Annotated in this window: 24 protein-coding genes and 1 pseudogene; 14 read left to right on the forward strand and 11 right to left on the reverse strand. The window is 55.4% G+C overall.

Going from position 1 to position 26,331, the window contains the following annotated elements; all coding sequences use genetic code 11:
* Position 1 precedes the first annotated feature (1 nt).
* The 5 genes from LN995_RS13845 to LN995_RS13865 all read right to left on the reverse strand — a co-directional run bounded on the left by LN995_RS13845 (position 2) and on the right by LN995_RS13865 (position 4,557).
* On the reverse strand, positions 2–682 hold the full coding sequence (locus LN995_RS13845; RefSeq protein ID WP_229961675.1) for a conjugal transfer protein TraI: 681 nt from the start codon (positions 680–682) through the stop codon (positions 2–4).
* A 74-nt stretch (positions 683–756) separates the two neighbouring features.
* Entirely contained in the window at positions 757–3,234 is a 2,478-nt protein-coding gene (locus LN995_RS13850) for a TraG family conjugative transposon ATPase (RefSeq protein ID WP_229961676.1), read from the reverse strand.
* Positions 3,218–3,580, reverse strand: a complete 363-nt coding sequence (locus LN995_RS13855) for a DUF4133 domain-containing protein (RefSeq protein ID WP_229961677.1) — start codon at positions 3,578–3,580, stop codon at positions 3,218–3,220. The genes LN995_RS13850 and LN995_RS13855 overlap by 17 nt, the downstream gene beginning before the upstream one ends.
* Before the next feature lie 18 nt (positions 3,581–3,598).
* Positions 3,599–3,943, reverse strand: coding sequence for a DUF4134 domain-containing protein (locus LN995_RS13860; protein WP_229961678.1), 345 nt, complete (start codon positions 3,941–3,943; stop codon positions 3,599–3,601).
* A 143-nt stretch (positions 3,944–4,086) separates the two neighbouring features.
* Positions 4,087–4,557, reverse strand: coding sequence for a hypothetical protein (locus LN995_RS13865; protein WP_229961679.1), 471 nt, complete (start codon positions 4,555–4,557; stop codon positions 4,087–4,089).
* Positions 4,558–5,085: 528 nt separating this feature from the next.
* Between LN995_RS13865 and LN995_RS13870 the strand changes: the two genes are divergently transcribed.
* From LN995_RS13870 to LN995_RS13905, 8 genes are all read left to right on the forward strand, one after another.
* On the forward strand, positions 5,086–5,406 hold the full coding sequence (locus LN995_RS13870) for a DUF6660 family protein (protein ID WP_317206956.1): 321 nt from the start codon (positions 5,086–5,088) through the stop codon (positions 5,404–5,406).
* Between the two features lie 317 nt (positions 5,407–5,723).
* The gene (locus LN995_RS13875) at positions 5,724–10,142 is read left to right on the forward strand and encodes a CusA/CzcA family heavy metal efflux RND transporter (RefSeq protein WP_229961681.1); all 4,419 of its coding nucleotides are present in this window, start codon (positions 5,724–5,726) and stop codon (positions 10,140–10,142) included.
* A gap of 5 nt (positions 10,143–10,147) precedes the next feature.
* Positions 10,148–11,398, forward strand: coding sequence for an efflux RND transporter periplasmic adaptor subunit (locus LN995_RS13880; protein ID WP_229961682.1), 1,251 nt, complete (start codon positions 10,148–10,150; stop codon positions 11,396–11,398).
* Positions 11,399–11,404: 6 nt separating this feature from the next.
* Positions 11,405–11,899 (forward strand): Fur family transcriptional regulator, encoded by a 495-nt coding sequence (locus LN995_RS13885; protein WP_317206957.1) that lies wholly within the window; start codon positions 11,405–11,407, stop codon positions 11,897–11,899.
* 41 nt (positions 11,900–11,940) lie between these two features.
* The gene (locus LN995_RS13890) at positions 11,941–12,171 is read left to right on the forward strand and encodes a hypothetical protein (protein ID WP_229961683.1); all 231 of its coding nucleotides are present in this window, start codon (positions 11,941–11,943) and stop codon (positions 12,169–12,171) included.
* 81 nt (positions 12,172–12,252) lie between these two features.
* On the forward strand, positions 12,253–14,760 hold the full coding sequence (locus LN995_RS13895; RefSeq protein ID WP_229961684.1) for a heavy metal translocating P-type ATPase: 2,508 nt from the start codon (positions 12,253–12,255) through the stop codon (positions 14,758–14,760).
* A gap of 41 nt (positions 14,761–14,801) precedes the next feature.
* Complete coding sequence (locus LN995_RS13900; RefSeq protein ID WP_229961685.1) at positions 14,802–15,434, forward strand: cation diffusion facilitator family transporter; 633 nt, start codon at positions 14,802–14,804, stop codon at positions 15,432–15,434.
* A 91-nt stretch (positions 15,435–15,525) separates the two neighbouring features.
* Positions 15,526–16,149, forward strand: coding sequence for a hypothetical protein (locus LN995_RS13905; RefSeq protein ID WP_229961686.1), 624 nt, complete (start codon positions 15,526–15,528; stop codon positions 16,147–16,149).
* Positions 16,150–16,399: 250 nt separating this feature from the next.
* Here LN995_RS13905 and LN995_RS22250 read toward each other — a convergent pair.
* The 5 genes and pseudogenes from LN995_RS22250 to LN995_RS13935 form a co-directional block, all read right to left on the reverse strand.
* A pseudogene (locus tag LN995_RS22250) lies at positions 16,400–17,026 on the reverse strand (IS982 family transposase); the annotation flags it as partial.
* A gap of 216 nt (positions 17,027–17,242) precedes the next feature.
* Complete coding sequence (locus tag LN995_RS13920; RefSeq protein WP_229961689.1) at positions 17,243–18,091, reverse strand: RteC domain-containing protein; 849 nt, start codon at positions 18,089–18,091, stop codon at positions 17,243–17,245.
* Positions 18,092–18,349: 258 nt separating this feature from the next.
* Positions 18,350–20,278: a conjugal transfer protein MobC gene (gene mobC, locus LN995_RS13925; protein WP_229961690.1), complete on the reverse strand. Its 1,929-nt coding sequence runs from the start codon at positions 20,276–20,278 to the stop codon at positions 18,350–18,352.
* Between the two features lie 33 nt (positions 20,279–20,311).
* Positions 20,312–21,586 carry a relaxase/mobilization nuclease domain-containing protein gene (locus LN995_RS13930; RefSeq protein ID WP_229961691.1) on the reverse strand — a complete coding sequence of 425 codons (1,275 nt, stop codon included), beginning with the start codon at positions 21,584–21,586 and terminating at the stop codon, positions 20,312–20,314.
* On the reverse strand, positions 21,580–21,957 hold the full coding sequence (locus tag LN995_RS13935; RefSeq protein WP_229961692.1) for a plasmid mobilization protein: 378 nt from the start codon (positions 21,955–21,957) through the stop codon (positions 21,580–21,582). Before LN995_RS13935 ends, LN995_RS13930 begins: the two co-directional genes overlap by 7 nt.
* Positions 21,958–22,451: 494 nt before the next feature.
* Here LN995_RS13935 and LN995_RS13940 point away from each other — a divergent pair, with 494 nt between their 5' ends.
* From LN995_RS13940 to LN995_RS13960, 5 genes are all read left to right on the forward strand, one after another.
* Positions 22,452–22,781: a helix-turn-helix domain-containing protein gene (locus LN995_RS13940; protein ID WP_317206958.1), complete on the forward strand. Its 330-nt coding sequence runs from the start codon at positions 22,452–22,454 to the stop codon at positions 22,779–22,781.
* A complete protein-coding gene (locus LN995_RS13945) occupies positions 22,778–23,566 on the forward strand; it encodes a hypothetical protein (RefSeq protein ID WP_229961693.1) in 789 nt (262 codons plus the stop codon). Before LN995_RS13940 ends, LN995_RS13945 begins: the two co-directional genes overlap by 4 nt.
* The gene (locus tag LN995_RS13950) at positions 23,550–24,194 is read left to right on the forward strand and encodes an ATPase (protein ID WP_229961694.1); all 645 of its coding nucleotides are present in this window, start codon (positions 23,550–23,552) and stop codon (positions 24,192–24,194) included. Before LN995_RS13945 ends, LN995_RS13950 begins: the two co-directional genes overlap by 17 nt.
* A gap of 124 nt (positions 24,195–24,318) precedes the next feature.
* Positions 24,319–24,549, forward strand: a complete 231-nt coding sequence (locus LN995_RS13955) for a hypothetical protein (protein ID WP_229961695.1) — start codon at positions 24,319–24,321, stop codon at positions 24,547–24,549.
* On the forward strand, positions 24,524–24,715 hold the full coding sequence (locus tag LN995_RS13960) for a hypothetical protein (protein WP_229961696.1): 192 nt from the start codon (positions 24,524–24,526) through the stop codon (positions 24,713–24,715). Before LN995_RS13955 ends, LN995_RS13960 begins: the two co-directional genes overlap by 26 nt.
* 159 nt (positions 24,716–24,874) lie before the next feature.
* Here LN995_RS13960 and LN995_RS13965 read toward each other — a convergent pair whose 3' ends face one another.
* Complete coding sequence (locus tag LN995_RS13965; protein WP_229961697.1) at positions 24,875–25,054, reverse strand: hypothetical protein; 180 nt, start codon at positions 25,052–25,054, stop codon at positions 24,875–24,877.
* 4 nt (positions 25,055–25,058) lie between these two features.
* On the opposite strand from LN995_RS13965, the gene LN995_RS13970 reads away from it, so the two are divergent.
* Positions 25,059–25,670 carry a Crp/Fnr family transcriptional regulator gene (locus LN995_RS13970; protein ID WP_229961698.1) on the forward strand — a complete coding sequence of 204 codons (612 nt, stop codon included), beginning with the start codon at positions 25,059–25,061 and terminating at the stop codon, positions 25,668–25,670.
* Positions 25,671–26,331 lie beyond the last annotated feature (661 nt).

Here is a 26,331-nt window from a genome sequence, read left to right on the forward strand (position 1 = left end):
GTTATTGAAGCCCGTACAGTCGCTTCACCCGCTGCAGGTCGATATGCTCCCTTGCCCGCTGCAGGCTGAGCCGGATGCCCTGCTCGTTGAACTCCCGCAGGTCGCTGTAGTGCCGGCCGATGCGCGCTGCCGCCCGGTGGAGGAGCGCCAGGCGCTCGCCGTCGCTCATCTGGGTGGTAAAGGAGCTGATGACCAGCAGCACCTGGTCCAGGTCCTTGACGCTCTCCCCGAGGATGCCGGTGTAAACCTGCTGCATGTAGTCCAGCTCGGCAGGGGAGAGATTGCTGTCCTGCCGGAAGAGGGCGTAGGCCCGCCTGTAGGCTTCCACCAGGGCCGCCTGCTGCCGGATGATGTCCCGCACCTGCCCATAGGAGGCGATGGCGGCCTTCACCTTCCAGAGCTCCTGGTAATAGCCGGCGTACAGCTGCCGCTGACGCTCCGTCCAGTCAGCGATCTCGGTGAGCCGGAGCTCGGAGAGCTCGTTCTCGATTACCTTCTGGGCGTTCTGCAGCCAGATGGTTTCGTTCTGCAGGCGCTGAATCTTCAGGTCCATGGCCACGATTGCTTTTTTGACGCCCGCTTTTATCACCTCCGTGACAGGGTCCTGCGCCTGTGCCGCCTGGCTGAGCCCTGCGGCAAACAGGAGCACAATGAGCCAGGCCCGGGTAAAATGTTTTTTCATGCTGTGTCTCATGGTCTTTTAGCTTATTGGATGAAATGCCGCTGTATCTGTTGTTATCACGCTGCTTTCGGCCGTTAAACTTTCCCTGTCCGCATGTCCCCGGCCAGTTCCCGGATACCCTTCCGCAGGTCTCCGCCGTGGCGTTGGGCGTAGGCCTGCACCTTCACTTTCTCTGACTCCTCGGTGGTGTAGGCCAGGTACTCCTCCAGCGATACTTCGGTGCGGTACACCTTGGAGAGCGTGCCCCCCAGGCTGATGAACACCTCCTTGTACCTGCGGTGCGGGTCGTTGGCCTTGTTGATGGAGAGCACGAGCGCCTTCTCCTTCTCCGTCAGGCCCAGCAGCTCCTGTATGCCGTCGAACTTATTGAGGTACTTGCTCTGGTCCAGCAGGATCTTACAGTCGGAGTTATTGATGATGGCCTGCTTCACCACGGGGGAGGAGATGATGTCCTCGACCTCCTGGGTCACCACGATGGCCTCTCCGTAGAATTTGCGCACCGTCTTGAAAAGGTACCTGATGTACTCGGCCATACCCTCCTTGGCGATGGCCTTCCAGGCCTCCTCGATCAGGATGGCCTTGCGCACGCCCTTCAGTTTGCGCATCTTGGAGATGAAGACCTCCATGATGATGATGGTCACCACCGGGAAGAGGATAGGGTGGTCCTTGATGTTGTCGAGCTCGAAGACGATGAAGCGCTCTGTGAGCAGGTCCAGGTTCTCTCGCGCGTTGAGCAGGTAGCCGAACTCCCCGTCCCGGTAGTAGGGCCGTAGCACATAGAGGAAGTTGTCGATATCAAACTCCTTTTCCCGCACCCGCTCCGCCCGGAGCCTGGAGCTGAAGGTCTCCCGCACGAAGGCATAGAAGGTGTCGAAGCAGGGGAAGATGTCCGGCTTTGCGCGCAGCGTATGATAGTACAGTTCCAGGGCGTTGGAGAGGGCCACGTACTCTGAGCGGGAGAAAGCCTCACTGTCCTTTTTCCAGAGCGCGAGCAGCAGCGTCTTGATGCTCTCCTTTTTCTCGGTGTCCAGCTCCGCGCCCCCTTCGATGTAAAAGGGGTTGAAGCGGATGGGGTTCTTCTCGTCGTAGGTAAAGTAGTAGCCGTTCACCAGGTCGCAGAGCCCCTTATAGGAGTGGCCCACATCCACCAGCACGATGTGGCTGCCCTGCTCGTGGTAGGAGCGCACCAGGTGGTTGGTGAAAAAGGACTTGCCGCTGCCCGAGGGGCCGAGGATAAACTTGTTGCGGTTAGTGCAGATGCCCTGCCTGACCGGCTCATCGGAGATGTCCACGTGCAGGGGCTTTCCGGTGAGCCGGTCGCCCAGGCGCAGGCCTGTGGGGCTGAGGGAGGAGCGATAAGCCGTCTCCATGTTGAGAAAGCAGCAGGCCTGCTCCAGGAAAGTGTCGAAGGTGTCGTTCATCGGGAAGTCCGCGGCGTTGCCAGGCAAGCCAGCCCAGAATATCTGCGCCGCCCCGTGCGTCTCCAGCTTTGGAGTGGCGTCAAGCTGGGCAATGGCCGAGGAGACAACATGGCCCAGCTTCTTTAGCTTCTCCTGCTCCTCTGTCCAGGCCAGCACATTGAAGTGCGCCTTCACCGGGAGGCGCTGCTGCCCGAGGGCCTCGTTGAGGAAATCCTGCGTAGCATCGCGGGCGATGGCGTTCTCCCGGGAGTAGGCTGAGAGCGACTGCAGGCGCAGGCGTTTGCGCTCCAGCCGCTGCAGGGTCTGCGGGGCATCCTCCAGGAAGATGTATTGGTTGAGTATGTGGCTGCAGGGCAGCAGCTGGCCCAGCGGAGAGGCAAAGCCGGTGCTGCACTTGCTGCGGTCGGTGGAGTATTTGTCGTAGTTGACCCTTGAGCCGCACAGGGCGGGCAGCGCCTCTGCGTCGGCCAGGGTAAAGAGTTGGCAATGCCTGTCGCCGATGCGGATGCCCCCTCTTAGGTGAATGTCCTGGAGCAGGGGCAGGCCTTCTTCCTCCAGGAGGCCGCAGTAACGCTCCAGCAGCCCCGCTTTTTCCCTTGTGCCGGCCAGTTCCTCATCCGGGAGCCTGCGGAGCCGGGCAAAGCCGCTGTCGCTGAGCACCTGCTCAAACTGTCCCGCCTGGTCCAGGAAGTCCAGCAGCAGGCGGGGCTGCAGGGCCTGCTCCGGCACAAGGGACCTGCGCAGCAGTCCTGATAACAGGGAGCTCGACGGCCTGCGACTGTCCGGCTTCCGGGTCAGGAAGATATAGCAGGAGTGCGCCAGGTAAGGGCGCTCATGGAAGAAGCGCTCGCTGGCCCTGGTCAGGAAGCTTTGCCGCTCCCCGGAGAAGTCAGCCTTGTAGGAGGTTTCCATAAACCAGTCCTGCTTATGAAAGACCGTGAAGCGTGGCAGGAGGCGGATAGACTTAATGAGCGCCTGGTGAAAGGCCTCATAGTCCCTGTCTGAGAGGGTGAAGATCTCAGGGAGGCTGACCTGGTAGGCCAGGGTAATGTCTCCCTGCCGGGAGAGGATGCAGCCGTGCTCTACTGTGTAGATCGGCAGCAGTTTCCCCAGGTCAATGGGCGCTGCCATGGACTTCCTCCTTTCCGGTTTTGTGCGGGGTGTTCAGCTGCAGGAATAAATGTCTGGAACAGATGCGGATGCAGGCCGGCACCTGGCGACGGGCAGCCATCTTCAGAAGGCCGTACTCACCATAGGTGTTGTTGAGGTGATAGACTGCGCCGAAAAGAGCGGCTCCCGCCAGGGCAATAAAGGCAAGGCAGGCTGCCACGGGCGCCCCGGCCAGGTACAGCAGGGTGAACAGCAGGAGCAGCAGGACCAGCCCCAGCGCCAGGTAAGTGATGTACTGAGCACGGAGGCCCCTGAACTCCAGGGACCTGTTAACGCCCTTGTTGATGGTATAGACACTTGTAGCCATAGACACTAAGCTGGAAGTTCAGACACCGAAGAAGGATTTAAGGACCGTGGCCACAATGACCAGAAAGATGCAGCTGCCGAACCAGGCAGCGGCCACCTTGCCGGTGTCCGGCTCTCCGCCGTTCCATTTCTGGTAGACCTTCACGGCGCCCACCAGCCCGACCACGGCACCGATGGCATACATCAGGCTGGTGCCGGTGTCGAAATAGCCGCTGATCATGTCGGTGGCCTGGGCGATGCCCGCGTTGCCGTCGCCAGTCTGCGCCTGCGCGGCCAGGGAAAGCGAGAGGGTCAGGATAGCTGTCAGGGCAGCGGCTGCTTTCGTCTTTTTGCGCTGCGGGAATAGTGCTTTGTGCTTTTTCATCTGGAATGGGTTTGAGGTTAGGGATAAGATATGGTAAAGCTTATTCTTTTGAAGAGGTCTCAGACCAAAGGGACTGCAGGTCGGCGGGTGTCAGGGTGAAAGAGTACATGCCCTGCCCGAGGAGAAAACTTTCTACAGCCTCTCTATGATAGTCCTGCAGAGAGGGGCTGTGCCTGGAGGTGACCAGGCGCAGGAGCGGCAGGAGCTCTTCCTTTTCCACGTCCGCCTCGGTAGCAAGCTCCAGCAGGGGCTTTATATCCTGCAGTACAGCGGTTACCACGGCATCTCCAGGTTCCTCTTCCGGGAGAGTGGAAGGCTGCGGAGCCACCAGGATAGCCGACGCCTCGGACAGGAATGGGTCCGCCCCAGGGGAGGCGGACCCCATGACGGACACCTGCGGGGGGTGGGGCAGACCTGCCGGCAGGGCTGGCCTGTTTGTTTGGCCTTTTATGATGCGAGTAAGGTCTTCTCTGCAATACAGGAGCAGCACCGCCAGGTAGTAGAGCCCTAAGGTCGCTCCTGCTGTAAGCAGGTACTGTTGCCAGGTAAAGGAAGATAGCATAGCCTTCGTGTCTTAACCCCGCCGCCCCATGCGCCGAGTATAATGAAGGCAAAGATGGGGGTACCGGCTATCCGGTTTTCACAAGTCGAGCCGTAGTAGGGGAAAGTTTTAAAGCGAGTGCCTGCATGTCAACCGCATTTTATCGCTTGAAATCTGAGGGTGCCATAAAGAAGCAGGTTGAACGCGTATAGTAGTACAACGACATTAATTATTTATTGGCACTATTTTCATAGAAGTAGCTGAAGCATCAAGTTGGAATTACTCCTGTAAACAAATTTGAAAAGTGGCTCTGAAGACCTATTACCTATTCAGGACTTACAATAGATAACGATGCATATTACCCTTATTGATTACAGTACTTTGAATAAGCCATTCAAATTTTGGAATTCTCTAAACTTTGGATGCGTTTAACCTGCCGCACGATCAAGCGGTAAAGCAAAATGAATATGTGCATAAGCTCCAAGGCTGTTGCAGTATCCATTCTCTTTCAAACCAACCGTAGAAGGCTGCCACTTATAGTGTTTGATGAATGCGAAACTTGCAATGGCATTGCATCACTTTGTTAACTACCTTTGTTTAAATGAGGTTTATACTCTACATATTGACTCTGCTTTTGCTGACTCTTTCCCTGAAACCGTGTCTGGACAGGGCAACCGCGATTCCCGGGAAAGGGGAAGTAGTAACTGTGGCTGGTTTGGATCAAGACCACCAGGACTGTGGTGCAGACGAGTGTTCCCCTTTTTGTGCCTGCCATTGCTGCCATACCCATTACCAGCCACAGAATATAGCGGTTGTTGAAAACGTCTCTGCACCAGAGGCAAGGCATGAGAGTGCCCTGTACAAAAATAGTTTCGTCTTTTCCATTTCCCGTTCTATCTGGCAGCCGCCCAAGATAGGATAACCCATCCCTTCTTGTATGTGCACAGCTAATCATGCCCTGTATGGGCATGCTGATGTACTGCTGTACCCTCTATCCTGTTCCTTTCAATCAAGGAGGAGATCACCCATTATATGATTTAAAATAAAACTATAGCTATTTATAGTTGAATAAATCAAATAAAAATCAACTCAACAGACGAAACAAAACAAAGGAAAAGCAGAAGTACGGCTGGCGTAAATAGTGAAAGATCATCGGGCTGACTGTTGCAACCGCTCTTGCGGCCTTGGCCATTATTGCCAGAGCTTATTATTTCTTCTCTGTTCCTACAAATAACCAACATGATAAATAGTGTCATCGCTTTTTCCATCCGGAACAAGCTTATTATCGGCCTCATGATCGTCGCCTGGATCGGTGCGGGCGTATGGGCCATGTCCACGGTTAGCCTCGGGTCCGTGCCCGATATCACCAACAACCAAGTACAGGTCATCACCACCTCGGAGAACCTGTCCACCGAGGATATAGAGCAGTTCGTGACCTATCCGGTTGAGCTGACCATGGCCAACCTTCCGGGGGTGGAGGAAATACGCTCCATATCCCGCTTCGGCCTTTCTGTGGTGACCGTGGTGTTCGATGAAGGCATGGGCACGTACTTGCCCCGGCAGCTGGTGCAGGAAAAACTCAGCGAAGTCGAGATTCCGGAGCAGTTCGGGGAGCCTGCCATGGGACCCATCAGCACCGGACTCGGAGAGATTTACCAGTACGTGCTGGAGCCGCAGCCAGGGTATGACACCGTGTATACCCCCACCGAACTTAGAACTATACAAGATTGGATCGTGACCCGCCAGATGGCGCTGGTGCCTGGCGTGGTGGAGGTAAACGCCTTTGGCGGAAACATCAAGCAGTACGAGGTCGCCCTGGACCCGGGCAAGCTCAACGCCATGAATGTGTCTATCTCAGAGGTGTTCCAGGCCCTGGAAAAGAACAATGTGAACACCGGAGGCGCTTATATCGAGCGGAACAGCATGGCCAACTTCATCAGGGGAGAAGGCCTGGTGCGCTCCCTGGAAGACATCCGCAACATCGTTGTCCGGAATGATAACGGCACACCGATCCTGATCAGCGATGTGGCGGACCAGGTGCAGTTTGGGAGCCAGGTACGCTACGGTGCCTTCACGCAGGACGGCCACGAGGCTGTGGGCGGCATGGTGCTTATGCTCCGCGGCGAGAGCCCGGACAAGGTGATTACGGCGGTGAAGGAGCGCATGGCTGAGGTACAGAAATCCTTGCCGGAAGGCTTGGTGATAAAACCCTTTATTGACCAGAGCAACCTGATTGCCCGCACGACCAGCACTGTCTCCAGGAACCTGACCGAGGGCGCACTGATCGTGGTGTTCGTGCTGGTGCTGCTGCTGGGCAGTTTCCGGGGCGGCCTGATCACCGCCTCTGTCATCCCGCTGGCCCTGCTGTTTGCCTTTATACTCATGCGCATCTTCAACGTGTCGGCTAACCTGATGAGCCTGGGGGCCATTGACTTCGGTATCATCGTGGACGGGGCCGTGATCATTGTGGAGGGCACTATCCACCTGATAGAGAAGAAAGTCAGGGAAGGAAAGATGAGCTTTGGGCAGCAGCAGATGGACGAAATCGCCTATGGCTCGGGCAGCACCATGATGAACTCGGCCTTCTTCGGGCAGATTATCATCCTGATCGTTTTCGCACCCATCCTTTTCCTCACCGGCGTGGAGGGCAAGATGTTTCAGCCGATGGCCTTTACCTTCGGCTTTGCCGTGCTGGGGGCCATCATGCTGTGTTTGACCTATGTACCCATGGTGTCGGCTTTGCTGCTGAAGCCGTCTTCCAGGCAAAGCCTGCCTGGTAAGTTTGAAAGCAAGGTGGAGCATATCAGCAATAAACTGATGGGCGGGATACACAAAGGGTATCTGCCTTTATTGCGTAAATCGATGAACCACAAAGCTATGGTACTTTTAACTGCCTTAGCCTTATTGGCAGGAGCGGGCTATACTTTCTCCCGCATGGGCGGAGAGTTTATCCCGAGCCTGGATGAGGGTGACGTCGCCATGCAGGCGCTGCTGCGCCCGGGGTCTTCTCTGTCTGAGAGCATTGAGCAGTCCAAGAAAATAGAAAAGATCGTCTTAGAGAATTTTCCGGAGGTGAAGACGATGGTGGCCCGCATCGGGGTATCGGCCATTCCGACGGATCCCATGCCCATGGATATACTGGATTCCTTTATCATTCTGGAGAAAGACGAGGAAAATTGGGTGAGCGCCGACTCGAAAGAGGAGCTGCTCGAAAAGATAAAAGAGAAACTTTCAGTATTACCGGGAATAAACTTTGTGTTCAGTCAACCAGTGGAACTCCGGTTTAACGAGCTGATCAGCGGTGTGCGAGAGGATGTGGCCGTGAAGCTCTACGGGGAGGACCTGAACGTGCTGGCGACCAAAGGCCAGCAGATGGCGCAGATCATCCAGACTGTGCCAGGCGTGGGCGACGTGAACCTGGAGGCTATCTCTGGGCTGCCGCAGATGACGGTGCGATTTGATCGTAGGAAGATCGCGCAGTACGGGTTGGACATCGAAAAACTAAACAATTACATCAGCACCGCCTTTGCCGGTGGGGTAGCCGGGGTGGTCTTCGAAGGGGAAAAGCGCTTTGACATTGTTGTCCGCCTCTCCAAAGAGAACAGGCGCAGCATTGGAGACCTGAAGAACCTTTATGTCGACCTGCCGAACGGGGAGCAGGTGCCCATGCAGCAGGTGGCGGATATCAGTTACCAGCCAGGGCCTATGCAAATCTCCCGCGACAATACTTCCCGGAGAATCAACGTGGGGGTAAACGTGCGCGGCCGTGACGTGGAGAGCATGGTGAATGAGATTCAGCAAAAACTGGATGCGCAGCTGGACCTGCCGCCTGGCTACTATGTGACCTACGGCGGTTCCTTCGAGAATCTGCAGCGGGCCAAGGCGCGCCTGCAGGTAGTGGTGCCTATTGCGCTGGCGTTGATATTTGTGCTGCTGTATTTTGCCTTAAAGTCGCTTTCCCAGTCGATTATGATTTACATGGCGGTGCCGCTGGCAGCCATTGGTGGGGTATTTGCCTTGGCCCTTAGAGGTATGCCTTTCAGTATCTCTGCCGGGGTGGGCTTTATCGTGCTCTTCGGGGTTGCCGTACTGAACGGGCTGGTCTTGGTCAGTAGGTTCAACAGCTTAAAAGAAGAAGGTATAACGGACCTGAGGCAGCGTATCTTTATCGGTACAGAAGAACGGCTGCGACCTATCCTGCTGACAGCTACTGCCGCCATCATGGGCTTTATTCCGATGGCTTTCTCTGCCTCCGCGGGCGCTGAGGTGCAAAGGCCTTTGGCGACTGTCGTGATCGGCGGTCTGATCACAGCGACGTTCCTCACGCTCGTGGTGGTGCCTATTCTGTATTTCTTCGTTGAATCGAGGGTTGGGGAAAGTGGCGGCAAAGGGAACATGGCCATGGCTCCTGCCTTTCTTTTGCCCTTGGTGATGGGTGCCGGACTTTTCTTTTCTCCTGGCCCAGCCACGGCACAGGATAAAGAAATGCTTCCGGACAACCTGCCAGCTATCTCCATGGAAGAGGCGGTGCAGCGGGCAGTAGCCAACTATCCTTCCATTACAGCCGCCAGGCTTGGCATAGAAAATCAGCAAGCCCTGCGAAGTGCGGCCTGGAACCTGGGGAGTACTCAAGTATTCACAGGGAAGGAAGAGGCGGGGAATGGAAGCGAAGGTGTTCAGGACCGTATCGGCATTCAGCAGCAGAACATAGAGGTATTCAGTATCGCGCCCAGGCTCAAGCTGCAGCAAAAGCAGGTTAGCCTGGCCCAGTCGGCGCTGAATTTAACTTCACTGGAGGTGGCCCGTGAGGTGCGTATAGCCTGGAGCAACACTTACGCTGCCAGAAGCCAATACCTGCTTTACCAGCGGCTGGACTCAATTTTTTCCGAGTTCACCAGAGCCGCAGAGGTACGGTACGAAACAGAGGCCATTTCCCACCTGGAGTACCTGGCGGCGACGAATCAGGCCCGGAAGATAAGGATACAGCAGGAGCAGGCTTTCCGAAATTACCGGGCAACCCTGCGCCAGCTGAATCAGTGGCTGGTGAGCGACACTCCCTGTACTACGACCCTGCCAGAGCCTGATCAGTTGGCTGAGCCTCTGCCCGGTCTGGCAGACACCCTAAGTCAGCACCCGTTACTGGACTATTCCCGCCGGCAGGTGGAGGTGGCTCAGGCCCGCCAGCGCGTGGCCAAAGCGGCCTACCTTCCGAGCCTGAGCGGACAGTATGCTGCCCAGGAAATAGCAGGTCAGTCAGGTTTCTACAGCTACCAAATTGGAGTGAACTTCCCCTTGTTCCCTTTTGCGGAGCGTGGCCGGGTCCAATCCGCCAAAATAGCGCGCGAGATCGCCGGGCAGCACCTCCGCCGTACGCAGCTGGAGCTGCAGGCTGGCTATGGCAGTCTGCAGGAAGAGTACCGCAAGTGGCTTAACTCCTGGCAGTACTACCAGCAGGAGGCCTTACCATTAGCGGTAGAGCAGCGCAATGGGGCCATCATCGCTTACCGCGAGGGAGCCATTGACTATATCGGTTTCCTCCAGATCATACGGGATGCTATTCAGGTGGAATTCGATGCCCAGGAGGCGCTTGGGAATTACCTGGACACGAAGGCGCACCTAATTTATTTTCTTCAATCATCCAATCAACAAAACAACTAAAGACGATGCATATCAAACCAAATATACACTTTCTGCTTCGTGTGCTGCTACTGGTGTTCAGTGCCTGCAGCACCCCGGATGACACTGCCCGGGAGCAGGAAATGGCAGCCGAAGAAGGGCATGAGGAAGGTACTGTGCGCATGTCCCCGGCACAAATAAATGCCATTGGGCTAAAGCTCGGCCCTTTGCAGAACAGGAACCTGACGGGCACGGTGAAAGTAACGGGCGAGTTGGAGGTGCCTCCCCAGAGCAAGGCGAGCATCAGTGCGACCGTAGGCGGAAACGTGCAGGAAATAAAAGTCATAGAAGGCGACAGGGTACGGAAAGGGCAGACGCTTGCCCTGCTGACGCACCCCGAGCTGGTGCAGATGCAGGTAGACCTTCAGGAGGCGGCCAGCCGGCTACAGTACCTGGAGCAGGAGTACAATCGTCAGCAACGGCTGTATGAGCAAAAGGTGGGCTCGGGACGGGACCTGCAGGAGGCCACTTCAAACTATAACACCAATAAGGCTCAGGTGGAAGGACTGAAGTCCAGGCTCCGCATCCTGGGACTCAACACAGGCAGTATCCTCTCCGGCAGAATATACCAGTCGGTCCCGGTCGTCTCGCCCTTAAGCGGCTACGTGCAGAAGGTGTACATGAATATAGGAGAGTACGTGTCTCCCCAGCAACAGATGCTTACCGTAGTAGACCGCTCACAGCTTCATGCCGACCTCATGGTCTTTGAAAAAGACGTTGCAAATGTAAAAGTGGGGCAAAAGGTAAGCTTTACAGTTGCTAATGCGGCAGGTAGAGAATATACCGCAACAGTTTACAATATGAGTCCGGCTTTCGAGGAGGATGTCAGGGCAGTGCACCTTCATGCCGACATAGAAGGCAGCACAGAAAGCCTGATACCGGGCATGTACATTGAGGGCCGCATTGCAGTGGACAGCACGACAGCCCTCGCCGTGCCAGAAGCGGCCGTTGTGCTGGAGGGAGACCAGTCCTTCATCTTTGTAAAGACAGGAGAAGTTGGCGCCGAAGAAGCGCATCCAGCAGAGGGAAATACTACCGGAGCAACGGAGGCCCCTGCACAAACAGCGGGAAAGGCCTGGGTGTTCAGGCAGGTTCCTGTCGTGACAGGTGCCAGTGACAGTGGCTGGGTTGAGGTAAAGCTGCAGCAGCAGCTGCCTGATAGTGCCCAGGTGGCCTACAACGGCGCTTACAACCTAATTGCAGAAATGGGTAAAGGCAATACAGCGCACGCTGATTAACAAGAAATGAAAGGCAATTCGTTGGATAGCTTAACAGAGGCGTCCACGACCATAACGCTTTGCTTTATAGAGAACAAGAGAAAGAGTATGAACGAGGAACTTGAAGCGCGGCTGCGGGCCAGGCATATCCGCCCGACGGCTATGCGCCTGCTAGTACTGGATAAACTTCTAAAACAGCAGACGGCTATGAGCCTGAGCGAAATGGAAGCGGGTTTCGAGCATGCAGACCGTGTCACGCTGTACCGTACGCTGAAGACCTTTGAAGAAAAAGGACTGGTGCATCAGGTTATTGACGGAGCGGGCTTAACGAAGTATGCTTTATGCCAAGAGGATTGTACCTGTGCCCCAGAAGAGCTGCATGTCCATTTCTACTGTAACAGCTGCAAAGAAACCTATTGCCTTCCCAAAGCGAAAGTGCCGGATGTACAGCTTCCAAACAAGTTCAGCTTTCAGGAGGTGAACATGGTGGTGAAAGGTATTTGTGACCGTTGCAGTTCATAACGAAGCATACTTGATTTTAACGGGCTATATTCTGAAGAAGAATGAGCAAGAAACTAGCTATCGTATGGGTAGTTATAACGTGGCAAACTGTAGCTGCATTGTCCTTGTTCCCCCTAATACTTTCTGTAGGCAGAATTGAGGCGCAGCACCAGGAGAAGTCTTTTGCCGGGCAAAGCTGCCCTGATGTTAAAAGACAACCTCTCGCTTCAAGAAGCATAGCCGTTTCTGATTTGGACACTGATGGGGCTGTTGTTAGCAGCTTTCATACTTAGTATAACGGTCGGTCCTAACTTGTTGCTTTTCGGCCTCAGGAAAGCCAGTTGTAAAAAGATTAACGTAGTCAATAAAAGCAAATGAGAAAAATTAAAATAGCACTTCCTCTTGTACTCCCTGAAGTGCCGGATGTCAGGGACCGCTGCGTACGTGAACTCATGGACCGTCTTCAGGGCCGGCAGGGCATTGAAAAGGTGCATATTTCTGATGAAACAGGCCAGAATGCACCACAGCTCTGTTTTCACTACAACCCGGAGGAGATCTCCATGGAGCGCATAACGACGCTGGCCAGGCAAACAGGCGCTTCGTTGACAGAGGAATTTGGGCATCAACTTATCGAGGTAGAAGGCATTCGCCATGCCCGCCATGCACGATACCTGGAGCAAAGCCTGCAGCAGGCTGACGGCCTGCTGCAGGCTTCGGTAGCCGCCTCGGGTATAGTGCGCCTGGAATTCGATAGGTCCAGAACCAACGAAGAGAGGATTCTGTCGCTCATCAGGAAAGAAGGATTGAGGGTTGCCGGTACCCCGGCAAGTGCAGGAGGAGTTAATGTAGGGCAAAGCAAAGAGAAAAAAGACGAGGTTACACCGCAGGAGCAGGAACGACTGAAAGAAAAAATGGAGCCAGACAGTGACCACACGCATGAACACGGCGGAATCTTTGGCAGAAACACAGAACTTATCTTTTCCATCATCTGCGGGGCCTTGCTTGCTGTTGGTTTTGGGTTAAGCTTTGTGGAAGGGGTGCCAGGTTGGGCAAGCCTGGCGCTTTACATCGGGGCCTACTTCTTCGGCGGACTCTTCACGGCCAAGGAAGCGGCTGAGGAGATCATCAAAAAAAACTTCGAGATAGATTTCCTGATGCTGGTGGCAGCTATTGGAGCGGCTATACTGGGAGAGTGGGCGGAGGGAGCCTTGCTGCTGTTCCTCTTCAGCATGGGGCACGCGCTGGAGCATTACGCCATGAACAAAGCCCGGAAATCTATCGCGGCATTGGCTGATTTGGCACCCAAAACAGCCTTGCTCAAGAAGAATGGCAAGACAGAGGAGGTAGGTATCGAAAAACTGCGCCTCGGCGATGTAATCATAGTAAGGCCAAACAGTAAAATATCGGCTGACGGTGTGGTCGTCAAAGGGCAGAGCAGCGTAAACCAAGCCCCCATCACCGGAGAGAGTGTGCCGGTGGATAAGGAGCCGGTAGATGATCCGGAGCAAACATACAGTACGGAAAGCGAGATAAAAAGCGAAAACCGCGTGTTCGCCGGCACCATCAACGGGAATAATACTTTGGAGGTGAAAGTGATCAAAGAGGCCAAGGACTCCACTTTATCGCGGCTCGTAAAGCTGGTGAATGAGGCACAGACACAGAAATCGCCCACGCAACAGTTTACCGACAGGTTTGAAAAGTACTTCGTGCCTTCCGTACTCCTGCTGGTAGTGGCCTTGAACTTCGCTTTCCTGGTGCTGGATGAGCCCTTCAGCGCAAGCTTTTACAGGGCCATGGCCGTTTTGGTGGCAGCCAGCCCCTGTGCCCTGGCCATCTCCACGCCTAGCGCCGTGCTGAGCGGGGTGGCAAGGGCAGCACGTGGCGGTGTACTGATCAAAGGCGGGCGGCCCCTGGAGGACCTGGGCGTGCTGACTGCCCTGGCCTTTGATAAAACCGGAACTCTGACAGAAGGCAAACCCAAACTCACCAATGTTATTCCCTGGGGTGATATTTCGGAAAATGACCTGCTGAAAAGAGCGGTAGCCGTGGAGGCACTGAGCGACCACCCGCTGGCCAAAGCCATTGTCAGAGACGGGAAAGAAAGGCTCGGGTATATGCCGGTTCCCGGGGCAGAAGATCTGGAAGCTGTGCTGGGAAAGGGGATAAAAGCCACCCTGGAGGGCAACAAGGCATTCATAGGTAACCTGGAGCTTTTCGAGGAACTGGACGAAATCAGGCCCTCCCAGGAGCTGATTGACAAAGTGCAGTCGTTGGAAGCAGAAGGGAACACCTCTATGCTGGTGCGTGAAAATGACAGCTACATCGGCCTCATCTCCTTGATGGATACGCCTCGTGCAGCGGCAAAAGCTACCCTGGAAGAGCTGAAAAAAATGGGTATCAGGCGGATGATCATGCTGACGGGCGACAACCAGAAAGTGGCGGATGCGGTAGCCGGGGAGATCGGCCTCACCGATGCCTGGGGCAGCCTGCTGCCGGAAGAGAAGGTAAAGGCCATCAAGGAGCTGCGGCAGAAGGAAAGCAAGGTAGCCATGGTGGGAGACGGCGTAAACGATGCCCCGGCCATGGCCAACAGTACCGTGGGCATTGCCATGGGAGCTGCGGGTTCGGATGTGGCGCTGGAAACGGCCGACATCGCCCTGATGTCGGACAAACTGGAGAATCTTCCTTTCGCCATCGGCCTGAGCCGGATGTCCAGGAGAATAATTAAACAGAACCTTTGGGTAAGCCTGGGGATGGTGGCGCTGCTAATCCCGCTGACCATCTCGGGGGTGGCCACCATTGGGCCTGCCGTTTTGATGCACGAGGGCTCCACCTTGCTGGTGGTGTTTAATGCGCTAAGGCTGCTGGCCTACAGGAAGTAAAGGCCAAAACAAAATAAGGTGTATTTATAGGTAGGTTAGCTATGGCTGATAAAGAAAGGGAAAAGTGCCTGAAGAAAGCAAAGAAGGTTCATGAGTACAACTTTGTATATGACACCATTGAAGTGGTGGTGTCTTTAACCGCCGGCTTTACCGCTGGCAGCGCCGCCCTGGTCGGGTGGGGGCTTGACAGCATCATAGAGGTGATCTCGGCAAGTACCCTCTGGTGGCGGCTGAAAGGAGAACTTGAAGGCATCAGCAGTGAAAAGGTAGAGAAAAGGAAGAAAATTACTTTGTACGTCATAGCCTCCTCTTTCCTAATCGTTAGCGCATTCATCACTTACGATTCTGTTACAAAGCTTATAAAAGAGGAGACGGCTGACTGGAGCACGATGGGAATTGTTATCCTAATTGTTTCGCTGGTGATAAACCCAATCCTTATCTGGTACAAGTACAGGTATGGCAATAGGCTGGACAGCGAGGCGCTGAAAGCAGACGCCAAGGATACTTTCGTATGCCTCTATCAGACCGTGGCGGTACTGGGTGGTCTGCTGGCGGTGCGCTACCTGGGCTGGTGGTGGGTCGACCCGGTGGCTGCCCTGCTTATTGTTCCGTATGCCCTAAAGGAAGGGTGGGAGGCTTTCCGAAACGGCAGGAGGATCACGTACAATGGCTGACATGGTCCTTGTGTGGATTTGTCCTCATTGATATGTCAAAAGTACTCGGTGAAAGTAAGCTGAAGGTGTAAAATAAATCACATATTTAAATATGGCTGCAGATTTTAAACATTATAGAGAGGGAAACTTGTACTGCTACTTAAGCATAATACCACCTGTGCTATCTAAGACTGATAAAAATGACGGAGGAAATTACAGGGCGCGGTTTAAAAGATACATTGGTTGGGCAACGAGCTTATCGGAGGGTAAGCGGCTGTGGGTGATCATGAGAGAGACACCCGAGAGTGTGGAGCGGTTCAGGCAATTCAAGCCTGAGCGTATCCAATGGAAGTATGACGTCGTGACAAACGATGCGGAAGGAATGGGGGTCGATAAGGGCTTTAAGCCAATGGAGGCTCCTTACAGCCCGCTGCACAGCGACCAGGGTTGGGCCAGCCTGCTCCTGCCAATACCTGAGCTAAAGCTTCTTGAAAGCCTATCTGAAGACGCCCTAGGTGATGTTGACTCACACGTTACCATCCTTGCCCTCCAGAGCGAAGCCCAAGATGCTCTAGACTTGCTGAAAGCGAATGCGATTCCCCCAATAACCAGGATGTTAGGAGCTGATGATCTTTTTTTTAACATAATAGTTGGAAAGGAGCAGGGATTCTATGACTGTTTTCTGGTGAAGGCGGAGCGGAGCATCAGTGCTTCTTTACTCCACCTTTCTTCCTGAGCACCTTGCACATCATTATAAACTGCAGGTTTACCCAGCTTTCATGGCAAATATGTCCAAGGATTAGAAGCAGCACATCAATGTGCTGGCCGAGGATGCCCAAAGGCTGGCCATTAAATTTGCGGAAGAATCTGGGCAGAATGAGCAATGTAGATAAGAAGAGGCACTGGAAAATGGCAAAGCGAAAGCGGGAATGGGGTTCTTAAATCATTAAATAAAACCGAATAGACATAGTTTCGGTAGCACAAATTTCGATGCGCTTTTGGTAGTGGTCTTTGAGAAAAGCCATGTAGGGCTTATCCTTTTCACCTGCTACTTGATTTACGGCAGCAGCAGAGCCCGACCCCGGCACACTCGGAAAGCAGGGCCTCCACTTGGTCGCAGGTATAGCCGGCGTCGGCATAGATAGAGCCTACTGCCCTCGGACCAGTCCAGTTCCATGGCCTTGAAGGCGGCAACGTCGGCAAAGGATCCTGCATGGATATAGCACTGGACCTGCACCCCGTCTGAGGTAGTGACCACCTGCAGGTGGAAGCCATATATGTAGCGCCGCTTGCTGACGCACTTGCCCCGTAAGCCTTAGCTCGGGGCAGATGGCAGACAGGCATCGGGAAGAAGTTGATCAGGTAGGCGCACGAGATGTTGAATCCCTGGATGCTTTGCCCCAAAGCAGGGATAAGGGCAGCAGTTATTGCTCAAGGCCCTGCAGGCGGCGCACGAAGTCTGATTTGTCGATGCGCCTCACTCCGTGGTGGGCCTGCATATAGCCGTAGGCCGAGTGAAGGTGGCCGTGGAAGTAGCGGGCCGAGAGGAGGGCAATGGTCAGCAGTTTGACATCAAAAGTTTTACAGTGGGCGTCATCTTTACTGCCATCCAGTGGGCGTCATCTTTACTGCATCAAGAACGGCTGCACCACAGGGAGAGCAGGAAGTGCATCAGCGGTATCTGTCATTAGCTTGAGTACCAAATGTTTCTTAGAAATGGGGATGTAATCAGCTCCAGTCTCTCTGTGCTATCCCCTTGAAAACCATATTTGTAACGTGTTCCTGTAGGCATTTAGCCTATATAAGAGTATTTCAGGTAGGGGAGCTTTTTAGTTACCATCCAGCTCATCCATGCGCTGCAGGAGCCGTTCCCGCATCAGGTCCAGGAATTTGGTGCGGCTGTCCTTCTTCCGCTGGCGGACCTCCTGAAACGTGCGGTAGACGTTGCCGAGCTTCACCTGGAAGAGGGCCTCCAGTTGCCGGGTGATTTCCATGAGGTCTGTCGTGCCGTTGTTGATGTGCCCTGATTCGTACAGGCCGTAGGCCAGCTCAATCAGGTGAACCTTCGGCCCCGTCCAACTCAGCTCTTTCCGGGGGGGAGAGGCCGCAGGCTCCAAGTGGCCCTCATCCAGGTTCCGGAGCGCCTGCAGCAGGTAATCCCGGAGCCGCTGGTTGGCCTGTAAGCGGGCAACCACGTAGTCATAATGGGTGGTGAAGCGCGTGTCCGTATCCACGGCCGATGTGCTGTAATGGTAAGGCAGCTCAGAATTGCCCCGCACGAAAAGCCGGGCATCCAGGAAGAAGGCCTCCGAGAGCATGTACTGGTGGAGCTGCACGTGGTGATCGTAGAAGACGCGGATCAGCCGCAGTTCGTTCTTGTAGTGGCGCCGCAGGTCCTGCAGGCTCCCCACCGGTTTTTTAAGCTCGATGAGGGCCAGCCGGGAGTGGTAGATGAGCAGGCTGCTGAACCGGGGCTTGAGATACTTGAAGAAGTGAATCTCCTCCTGCTCCTTGTCAAAATGGTGGTGGATGACCCGCAGCTTCAGTTCCGCAATGGAGGCGTTGATGAGCTGTAGGTATTTCTCCCGGCGCTGTGCCGGGGAAAGGTCGGGCTGGTTTTCTGCCTCCCGGAGCTGTTCCACGAGCTGTTCATAGAGCTTGTTTGCCTGGTGTATCATATGCATGTACGTTAAGTTTCCCCGGTGAACTTGATTAAGGGCTTTTCCTGGAGAAGGCTGGCATGACCATGCTACGGCAGGTTCAAGATTAGCCCTTTTGCCTGCTCCACATGCTATGGCTTCAGTATAACCTGCTCAGGGGAACAGGTTTGTGAAATTTGATAAGCAAGGGAGTGGTCTCTTTTTTCAGGAGATGTAACTAATTGATATATAGATATATATTTATTTAAATGTAACATGGTTTTTTGATGAACGCGTCTAATGGCTTCCTTCCATGATCAGCCTGACCTCCTCCCTGATGCGCCGGTATTCCGCCATTACCATGTCCCTGTCAGGTTCACGGATCCGGGGGATGGGCAGGTAAGCTTTTTCCTCCCGGGCCAGGGCCTGATGGTCGTTGAGGATGGTGGCGTGGAAGGTCTTGAGTTCTACCGGGCACTGCGGCTCATCGGCCACCGTGCCCACGAATTCCCCGGAGGAGAGCGAGGCGATGACGGCGGGGGGCACGGCGGCGTCCAGCTGCGTAGAGCGGCTCACGGAGGTGTCGCTGCTGTTTACAGAGAAGCTTTCCCGCTGCTGCACGATCCTGCCGAAGCGCTCGGACAGCTGTTTGGCTGTCTCCCCCGTGACCTGGCCGCTGATGACGTTGCCCACGATGTTCATCACCACCTCCGCCTGGTCCCGCCCGTAATCCTTTTTGAGCTGGCTGTAGTCCTGCACGGCCAGGGTGGTGGCCACTTTATTCGAGCGGGCCGTGGCGATGAGGGAGTCGATGCCGTTAAAGTAGATGGTGGGGAACTCATCGAAAATGAGACTGCTCTTGACCCGCCCTTTCTGGTTGACCAGCTTGATCGCCCGGGAGATATAAAGGGAGAGCACCGCCCCGTACACCTGCTGCTTCTGGGGGTTACCCGCCAGGCAGATGACCTTGGGCTTCTCCGGGTTATTCAGGTCCAGCGTAAAGTCATTTCCCGAGAGCACGTAGTAGAGCTGCGGGGAGACCAGGCGGGCCATGCTGATCTTGGCGCTAGCCACCTGGCCCTCCAGCTGCTCCATGGCCTCGTTCTCGAAGGCCGAGACGAAAGGGTTGATGAGCACCTCTATCTCCGGCTCGGTCCGCAGCACGGCGAACAGCTCCGGGTAACCTGCCTGCATGAGCTCGATGACGTGGGGCAGCGTGCAGTATCGGCCATCCTGGTACTTCCGCAGGAACCAGATGATAGCGGTGACGAAGTTGATGGGAGACTCCACGAAAAAGTCCCCCTGTTTTTTGATCCACTCCCGGTTCAGGCCCAGCATGATGGTGCGGGAGGCCTCGGTGGCGTCCGTGATGTCCGTCATCGTGTCCGGGTCGAGCGGGTTACAGCGGTGGGTGCGGGAGAGGTCATCGAAGTTGATGAGGTAGAACGCCGGCCTTACCGGGTACTTGTCAGCGTGTCGCAGCAGGGTGTTGTAGGCGATGCGCGTCAGGTCATCGTATTTGAAGTCGTAGAGGAACATGGCAAAGCCCTTGCGGATGTGCTGGGTGATGACGTGGCGGATGACAAAGTAAGACTTGCCCGCCCCGGGCGTGCCGATCACCAGCAGGGCCCGGAAAGGGTTGATGATGTTTATCCAGCTGCGGCGGGGTTTGCCTTTGAGCGTGTACCGGGCCGGCAGGTTAATGGAGTACTCGTTCTCTAGCAGCCGCTCCTCCTGCGGAAAGGACTGGTTGGCCTTGTTGAAGATATCCTGGCCCAGCCTCACCTTCAACAGGCGGGAGAGCAGCGTGCCCCCTGCCAGGATCAGCAGGTAGCCCAGCGCTGTTGTGCCCATGTAAGCTGTTGCCACAGGAGGTGTGACATCAACGCTTAACAGGAACTGGCTTGAGAAGTAAAGCAGCAGCCCGGGGAGAAGATAGCCGGCGACGGTGCCGAAGCGAAGATGTTCGCTTTTCTTTCCTTTGGCTCCGAGAAGCGAAACAAGCAGCAGGAGCAGTGCGGCTCCGCTGGCTTTCAGGCTGCTCTGAAACAAAGGCATGCCGGCGAAATTCTGCACCACCCGGTCCGTTAGGGCGGCAGTCAGCCCCCACTCCCGGAAGGCAGGGTGGCAGGCGATGTAGAAGTGCAGGAGCAGGACCGCCAGGCTTAGAAGCCTGGTGAAGTCGGTGACCTGACGCAGTCCCTGCTGGTTTTCCCCTGTGTTCATGTTTCGTTTTACTTAAGTTTGAGTTACTTTCCTCTATAGTCTTGGCCTTCTCCGGCGCTTTCGCCTCCTGGCCTTGAGCGTGTGGGGGAGGTAATCCCCCTGCTGCTCGGCTTTCAACAGGTCCTGCAGGATCGCCGGTGCGTCGAAGTGTAAGGCCGTGTGCCATGCAGGCTCAGGCAAAGGCGCTCCGGGAGTGCTGTGCCCTGTCGGTTGCTCCAGGCGCCGCCTTTCCTCAGTTGTATTTAAGTCTTGCTCTCCAGGGAGGCGCTTCAGCAGCGCTTTGGCGCCGTAGGCCTTGCCCAGCTCGCTTCCGTTGAGGACTGCCTTGCGCCGGTGGTCAATGAAGGTCACCCCGTAGGTCAGGCCCAGGGCACTCTCCCGGAAAAGCACCTGGATATGCTCCTTTTGCAGGAGCAGCGCGAATTTTTCCCTGCTGGGCGATGGTACTGTATTGAAAACCCTGTCAATGCTTTGCCTCAGGGCCTCCCGGTACAGTCTCCGCGTCTGCCTGTTCTGCTCGAAGCGCTTCTCAAGGGCTGCCAGGGTCGGTTTGCCGGCAATGGCGCTGGCCTTGACCGGTACGCCCACCTTTTGGCCCTGCCCGTCGAGGATGCTGTAGGCCAGCCCGCCCCTGCGGTGCATCTGTGACTTTTCGCTTCCCCTGTCCGCCGTCACGTTAAACCCCTTTAGCACTGCGTTCAGCTCCGCCAGGGAGGTGTAGTTGTAGCCGCGGGTGACGGCGGTGACGATACTAGCGACGGTGCGCTTTGTCTCTGACTTCCCGTAAAGCGCCGGCGCCAGCAGGGCAGGGGACAGAGGCCGCTTGTTTGATTGCTGCTGGTCCTCCGCCCGCACCAGCCTGTAGTCCAGCTCTATGGCCCTGCGGGCAGGCTCTGACTTTTCCCGCCCGATGTTGTGGAGGTCTATCCGCGTCCCGCCTGCCTGTATATTGGTGGTGACGATGTGCAGGTGCGGGTGCGCCGCATCCAGGTGGCGGTAGACCAGGTAAGGCTGGCCGCCAAAGCCGATCCGGTCCATGTAGTCGGTGGCGATGCGCTGCAGCTTTTCTGTTTCCAGCGCCTCTCCCATGGCAAAGTTGAGGGAGATGTGCACGGCGTTCGTTCTGACCTGCGGGCTTTTCTCCTGGAGCCGCTCAAAGCGGGCCAGCTTCTCCCGGAAGCGCAGCAGGTGGGGCTCCTGCAGGAACCGGTGGGCCAGCAGCAGCTCTGCTTTCCCCTCCTGTACCTTGTGCTCGTTGTAGTGCAGGACGCCCCTCAGGTTCTTTCCGGTGATGATGCGGGCTACCATTTCCTGGCCAGCTGGGAGATGAGCGAGAGCAGCAGGTTCACTTTCGTCTCCACTTTCCGGTACTGCTCCAGGGCCTGGTGGGAGAGGAATGCCCGCCTCTGCCCGGAGGAGCTGGCGTTGAAGTGGCGCGTGATCTGGTTGATGTTCACACCGATGGCCCGCAGCTCCTCCACGACCCCGTCCAGGGAGGCGTCCCTGTGGAAGAGCCTGACTTGCCTGCCTGCGAGGGAGCGCCGGATTACCTCCCCGATGGAGTGGCAGTCGCTCTTTTTCTGTATCTCCTCCAGGCGCAGGTACTCCCGCTCCGTCACCCGGAAGATGATAGGGTGGGAGAGCAGCTCCGCTGCCTCGTCCGTTTTCCTTCTAGCCATGGCGCATGATCCGGTATGGGGACAGCAGGCACCGAGCTCCGAGGTGGGCAAACGCTGCGGCAAACCCAACGGGAAGGAGGCGCGGCAGGTTTTGGTATACAAAAATACATCTTGCTCGCTGCACCAGGCCGCAGCGGAACATTCCTTGAGACGGGGTAAAAGAGCCTGCCTCAGGCAGGAGGCAGAGCTGCAGCAGGCCCCTTTTCGGGGAGCGGGGGAGCCGGGGCTGAAGCCAGTGTTTGTTTTCTTGATTTTCCATGAGGCGTGAGTTTACAGGCAAAGATTGGCTGCTTTCCCGGGGCATTTTCACAAGGGATTCCCCTGTGGGGAAATATTTTCCAGGGGTGTTTGGGGTGGATTGACAGGGTTGCCCGGGAGGGGGAGCCGCCGCCGGGATGCTTTGGAAGTCGTCAAACAGGCAAATCGGGCAGGTCACTCCCCTTTAACCTTCATCAGCCGTAGGGGACAATTCTTTCCCCCCTATGGCCTGCCTTGTGAAGACCGGTGACCCGGCGGTTGAAACTTGGGGGGCTAACCAAAAAATAAACAACATGTCAGTGGAAATCATCACCAAGGAAGACCTGCAGCTCTTCCGCCTTCAACTGCTCGAGGACTTGCGGGAACTGCTGAGCAGGAAACAGGCTCCCGCCCCCAAGCAAGTGCTTAAATCGGCGGAGGTGCGGAAGATGCTCAAAATCTCCCCGGCCACGCTGCAGACCCTGCGCATCAACGGCACGCTGCCCTACACCCGGATCGGGGGGACGCTCTACTACAGAAGTGAGGATATTGAGCGGCTCATGGAAGGAAAGGGGGGAAAGCCATGAACTATATCGCGCACCTGTCCGGCTTTTTCCGGCGCGTGGCCCGGGACCCCCGCTTCAACCCCACCCACGTGAGCCTGTACATGGCCTTGTTCCAGCAATGGAACCTGAACCACTTCCGCAACCCCATCTCCATTGCCCGCTCCCAGGTAATGGGTATTTCCCGTATCAGCTCCCGGGTCACCTACCATAAGTGCATCAGGGAGCTACACGCTTGGGGCTATATTTACTACAGCCCTTCCTTTAACCACTACCGGGGAAGCCTGGTATACATGCCGGCTTTCGACGACAGGGAACCGGATAAGCAAGAAAGGGCCAACCGTACCATTTGCTGTACCGGAGCTGAACCGGGGCTGGACGGGGACTGTAGTGGAGCTGAACAGGAGGTGAACCCTTCTATAAACAGTACAAACCTATTAAACACCTTAAACAGTTTAAACGAGCGCGCACGCGCCTACGCGAGGGAGCCTGTCGGAGAGGAAAGGGGAACAAGCGAAAGAAAAGAAAAAAGTTGCGTCCAAAAAGAAAAGAAAACCATGCTGGAGCCGCCGCCAGAGCTGGAGGAGGTGCGGCACTTCTTCCAGGTGCTGGGGTACAGGGAACTGGAGGCTTTCCGCTTTTTTCACCATTACAGCGCCAACGGCTGGATGATCGGGCGGCACCCCATGCAGGATTGGCAGGCAGCTGCCCGCAAGTGGGTGTGCAACACCATCAGCCGAGGCAACCCCGCACCTGGTCCGCCAAAAGGCAGCGTAACCGAAGGAAAAGACTATGCAGAGCTGCTCTGAGACAGGGGAGCCAGCAGCAGGGCCTTATGATGGCTGGCTGCCGGTATTAGAGCGGCAGGGAAAAAAATTATTCGGTGCACACTTCCGGCTGTACACCGAGGACCAGGCGCTCCAGGCCAGGTTGCTGGCTTATTTCCTGCAAGACAGGGAGAGAGCCAGGCAATACGGGGTAAGTCTTCGGAAGGGGCTCTTGCTCAGCGGCCCCGTGGGGTGCGGCAAGACCAGCCTGATGACGCTGCTGCGGCTGCTGCTCTCTCCCGGGGAGCGCTATCGCACCAGGTCCTGCCGGCAGGTGAGCTTTGAGTTTCAGCGGGAGGGCTTTGAGGTGATCCGGCGCTATGGGGAGGGCTACCTCCCTGGAGGCAGCCCAAGGCCCTTGACCTATTTTTTTGATGACCTGGGAACCGAGAGCCGCCAAAAGCACTATGGCAACGACTGCAACGTCATGGGGGAGATACTGCTGAGCCGTTACGACCTGTTTGTCTCAACCGGGTTGAAAACGCACCTGACCACCAATCTGACCAGTGCGGAGATAGAGCAGTTCTACGGCACCCGGGTGCGGTCGAGGATGCGGGAGATGTTCAACCTCATCAGCTTTGGAAAGGAGGCCCGGGATAAGCGGGTGTAGCTGCTGGAGGCAGGTGCCGCGAACAGTGGTTTTGAAAAGGATAAAGGCTTTGGAGAGAAAACCTTGAAGATATTTTACCTATGAATCTTATTCATGCTGTTTCCAGCCATGAAACCGCTTTCTTATGTTCCTTCCTTGTTGCGTTTTACCCCTGGGTAAAACGGTGCGCGCCAACTCATGCCTTCACCCGCTATGGGGAAGAAAACCTCCCGCAGCTGCTCCGCGATGCTTCTTTGCAGGCAGCGTTGCGCCTGGTGAGCTCCGTCCTGTATCGGGAGCTGGAGAAGGTTTGGGTATGGGCTTAGCCAGGGAAGACATCTGCAAAAGCGATGCGCTGCCTTTATCCAGGCGTTGAAGTCTCTGGCACGACTAAAAGGAAGCAAGGCGATGAGCCGGAGGACAAAGCCGGTACCTGGTTTAATGCACCTCACCCCTCTGTTGGCAGAGGAGCCGCGCAAGCAGGAGCTGGTAATCTGGTGTTGCCTGTGGAAGCACTACCAGGGCGTGCTGGCCTGGCGTAAGAGACAGTAGGTTAAAAGAAAGCGTGCTGTATACCGGAACGCCTGAACCTGCTGTACATGCTGTGTCTTCCGTTTTGCTATAGACATATGCCAGCAATGGCATATGTCTATAGCAAGTTCTCGTTGGTGTAAAATCTTTGGCAAGCTACATCCATGTAGCTACATTTCAGGTTCCTGATCCCCTTCAGGAACAGCGGGAAACGCATTTCTCCATACAGCCTGTGTTTCTCCTGGTGCCTGCCCCGCGTCAGTTCCCGCTGAGAACGGGCAGGAGGATGTTATGATCCTATTCCGTGCCGGGAAATCTGTTCCTATCGGGGGCGAAGAGACTAAACCCAAAGCTATGCTGGTAGACAAACTTTTCGAGGCCATGCTGCGCCTGGGGCCTATCCCTGATAGGCTGAGGGATGCCGAACTACAGGATAATATCAGGTCCTACCTGAGGGAGGCCACCGCTGTAAGCTATTACTCACAGAAGCAGCTGCTGTTGAGCGCGGGGCAACCGGCGGACTATGTAAATTATATAGAACAAGGCTTCGCCCGGGGATTTTACCTGGAGGAGCGGACGCAGCGGCAAGTCTCTGTCTTCTTCTGGGAGGCGGGGCATTTCGCCGTGGCGACCAGCAGCTTCCTGCTCCGGCTGCCGTCCGATATTTACATAGAGGTGATGCCGGGAAGCCGGCTGCTTTCCCTGTCGCACGGGCAGCTGGCCCACATGGTGGAGCTGTTTCCGGTCACCGAAGCGCTGGCGCGCATGCTGCTGCTGCGTTACAAATCCTTTCATAAGAAGAGAACGCGGGATTTGCTGACAAGGTCGGCCTGGGAGCGCTACCTGGACTTGTTACAGTCCCATCCGAGGATAGAGCAGCAGGTATCCAAAGAAGCGATTGCCTCTTACCTGGGCATCACACCGCAGTCGCTGAGCCGGCTGCTCCGGGAGAATGGCCATCCCTGAGGCTTCGGGAGACGCCCCGGAACATAAGGTAAGTCATTTATGAACCTCTGTTAAATCCTTTCATAACATAAGGTAAACAATAATATCAACTCCCCTTCCTAATTTTAGAACATTCAGAAGCTCGCCGAAAAGCCGTGCAGAAAGCAAGGGGTACATGCCTCACGGCACATAATGCGGGCCTTCTGAAATCACTTCCCTTTCGGGGCGGTGTTGCTCCGGGTTGGAGAGGAGCAGCTGAAACAATGGTGCTATTGCATATTTTGATGTGTTTTTCCGCGGTGAAAGAATAGTGTCATCTGCTTAGGGTGCCGTTATCACAGCGGAAATGAGGCATCCTGTACAGGAAACAAACATGATAAAGTGAAACAAGCATGAATAAACGGAACAACACCGCCGTCTCTCTGCTGGTAGCGATACCCAAAAAAGCAAAAAGCCCGTAAATGATTGATTTACGGGCTTTTTGCTTTCTGCCCCCTTGCTAAATCATTCAGTTTTTCTCCATCCTAATGTTTGATCCCTTAAACTTTAATCAGGTAAGTCTAGATATATTTAGATAATGTTTAAATTTTAAAAGCAGAGAAAAAGAGCGAGTCAGTCCGTAAGCAAAAAGTGACCAAACAATCGTGCTTGTGGTATCTCTAAAAGTTACTCATGTCCCTGC

This window comes from Pontibacter silvestris (assembly GCF_020907275.1).
Classification (GTDB): domain Bacteria; phylum Bacteroidota; class Bacteroidia; order Cytophagales; family Hymenobacteraceae; genus Pontibacter; species Pontibacter silvestris.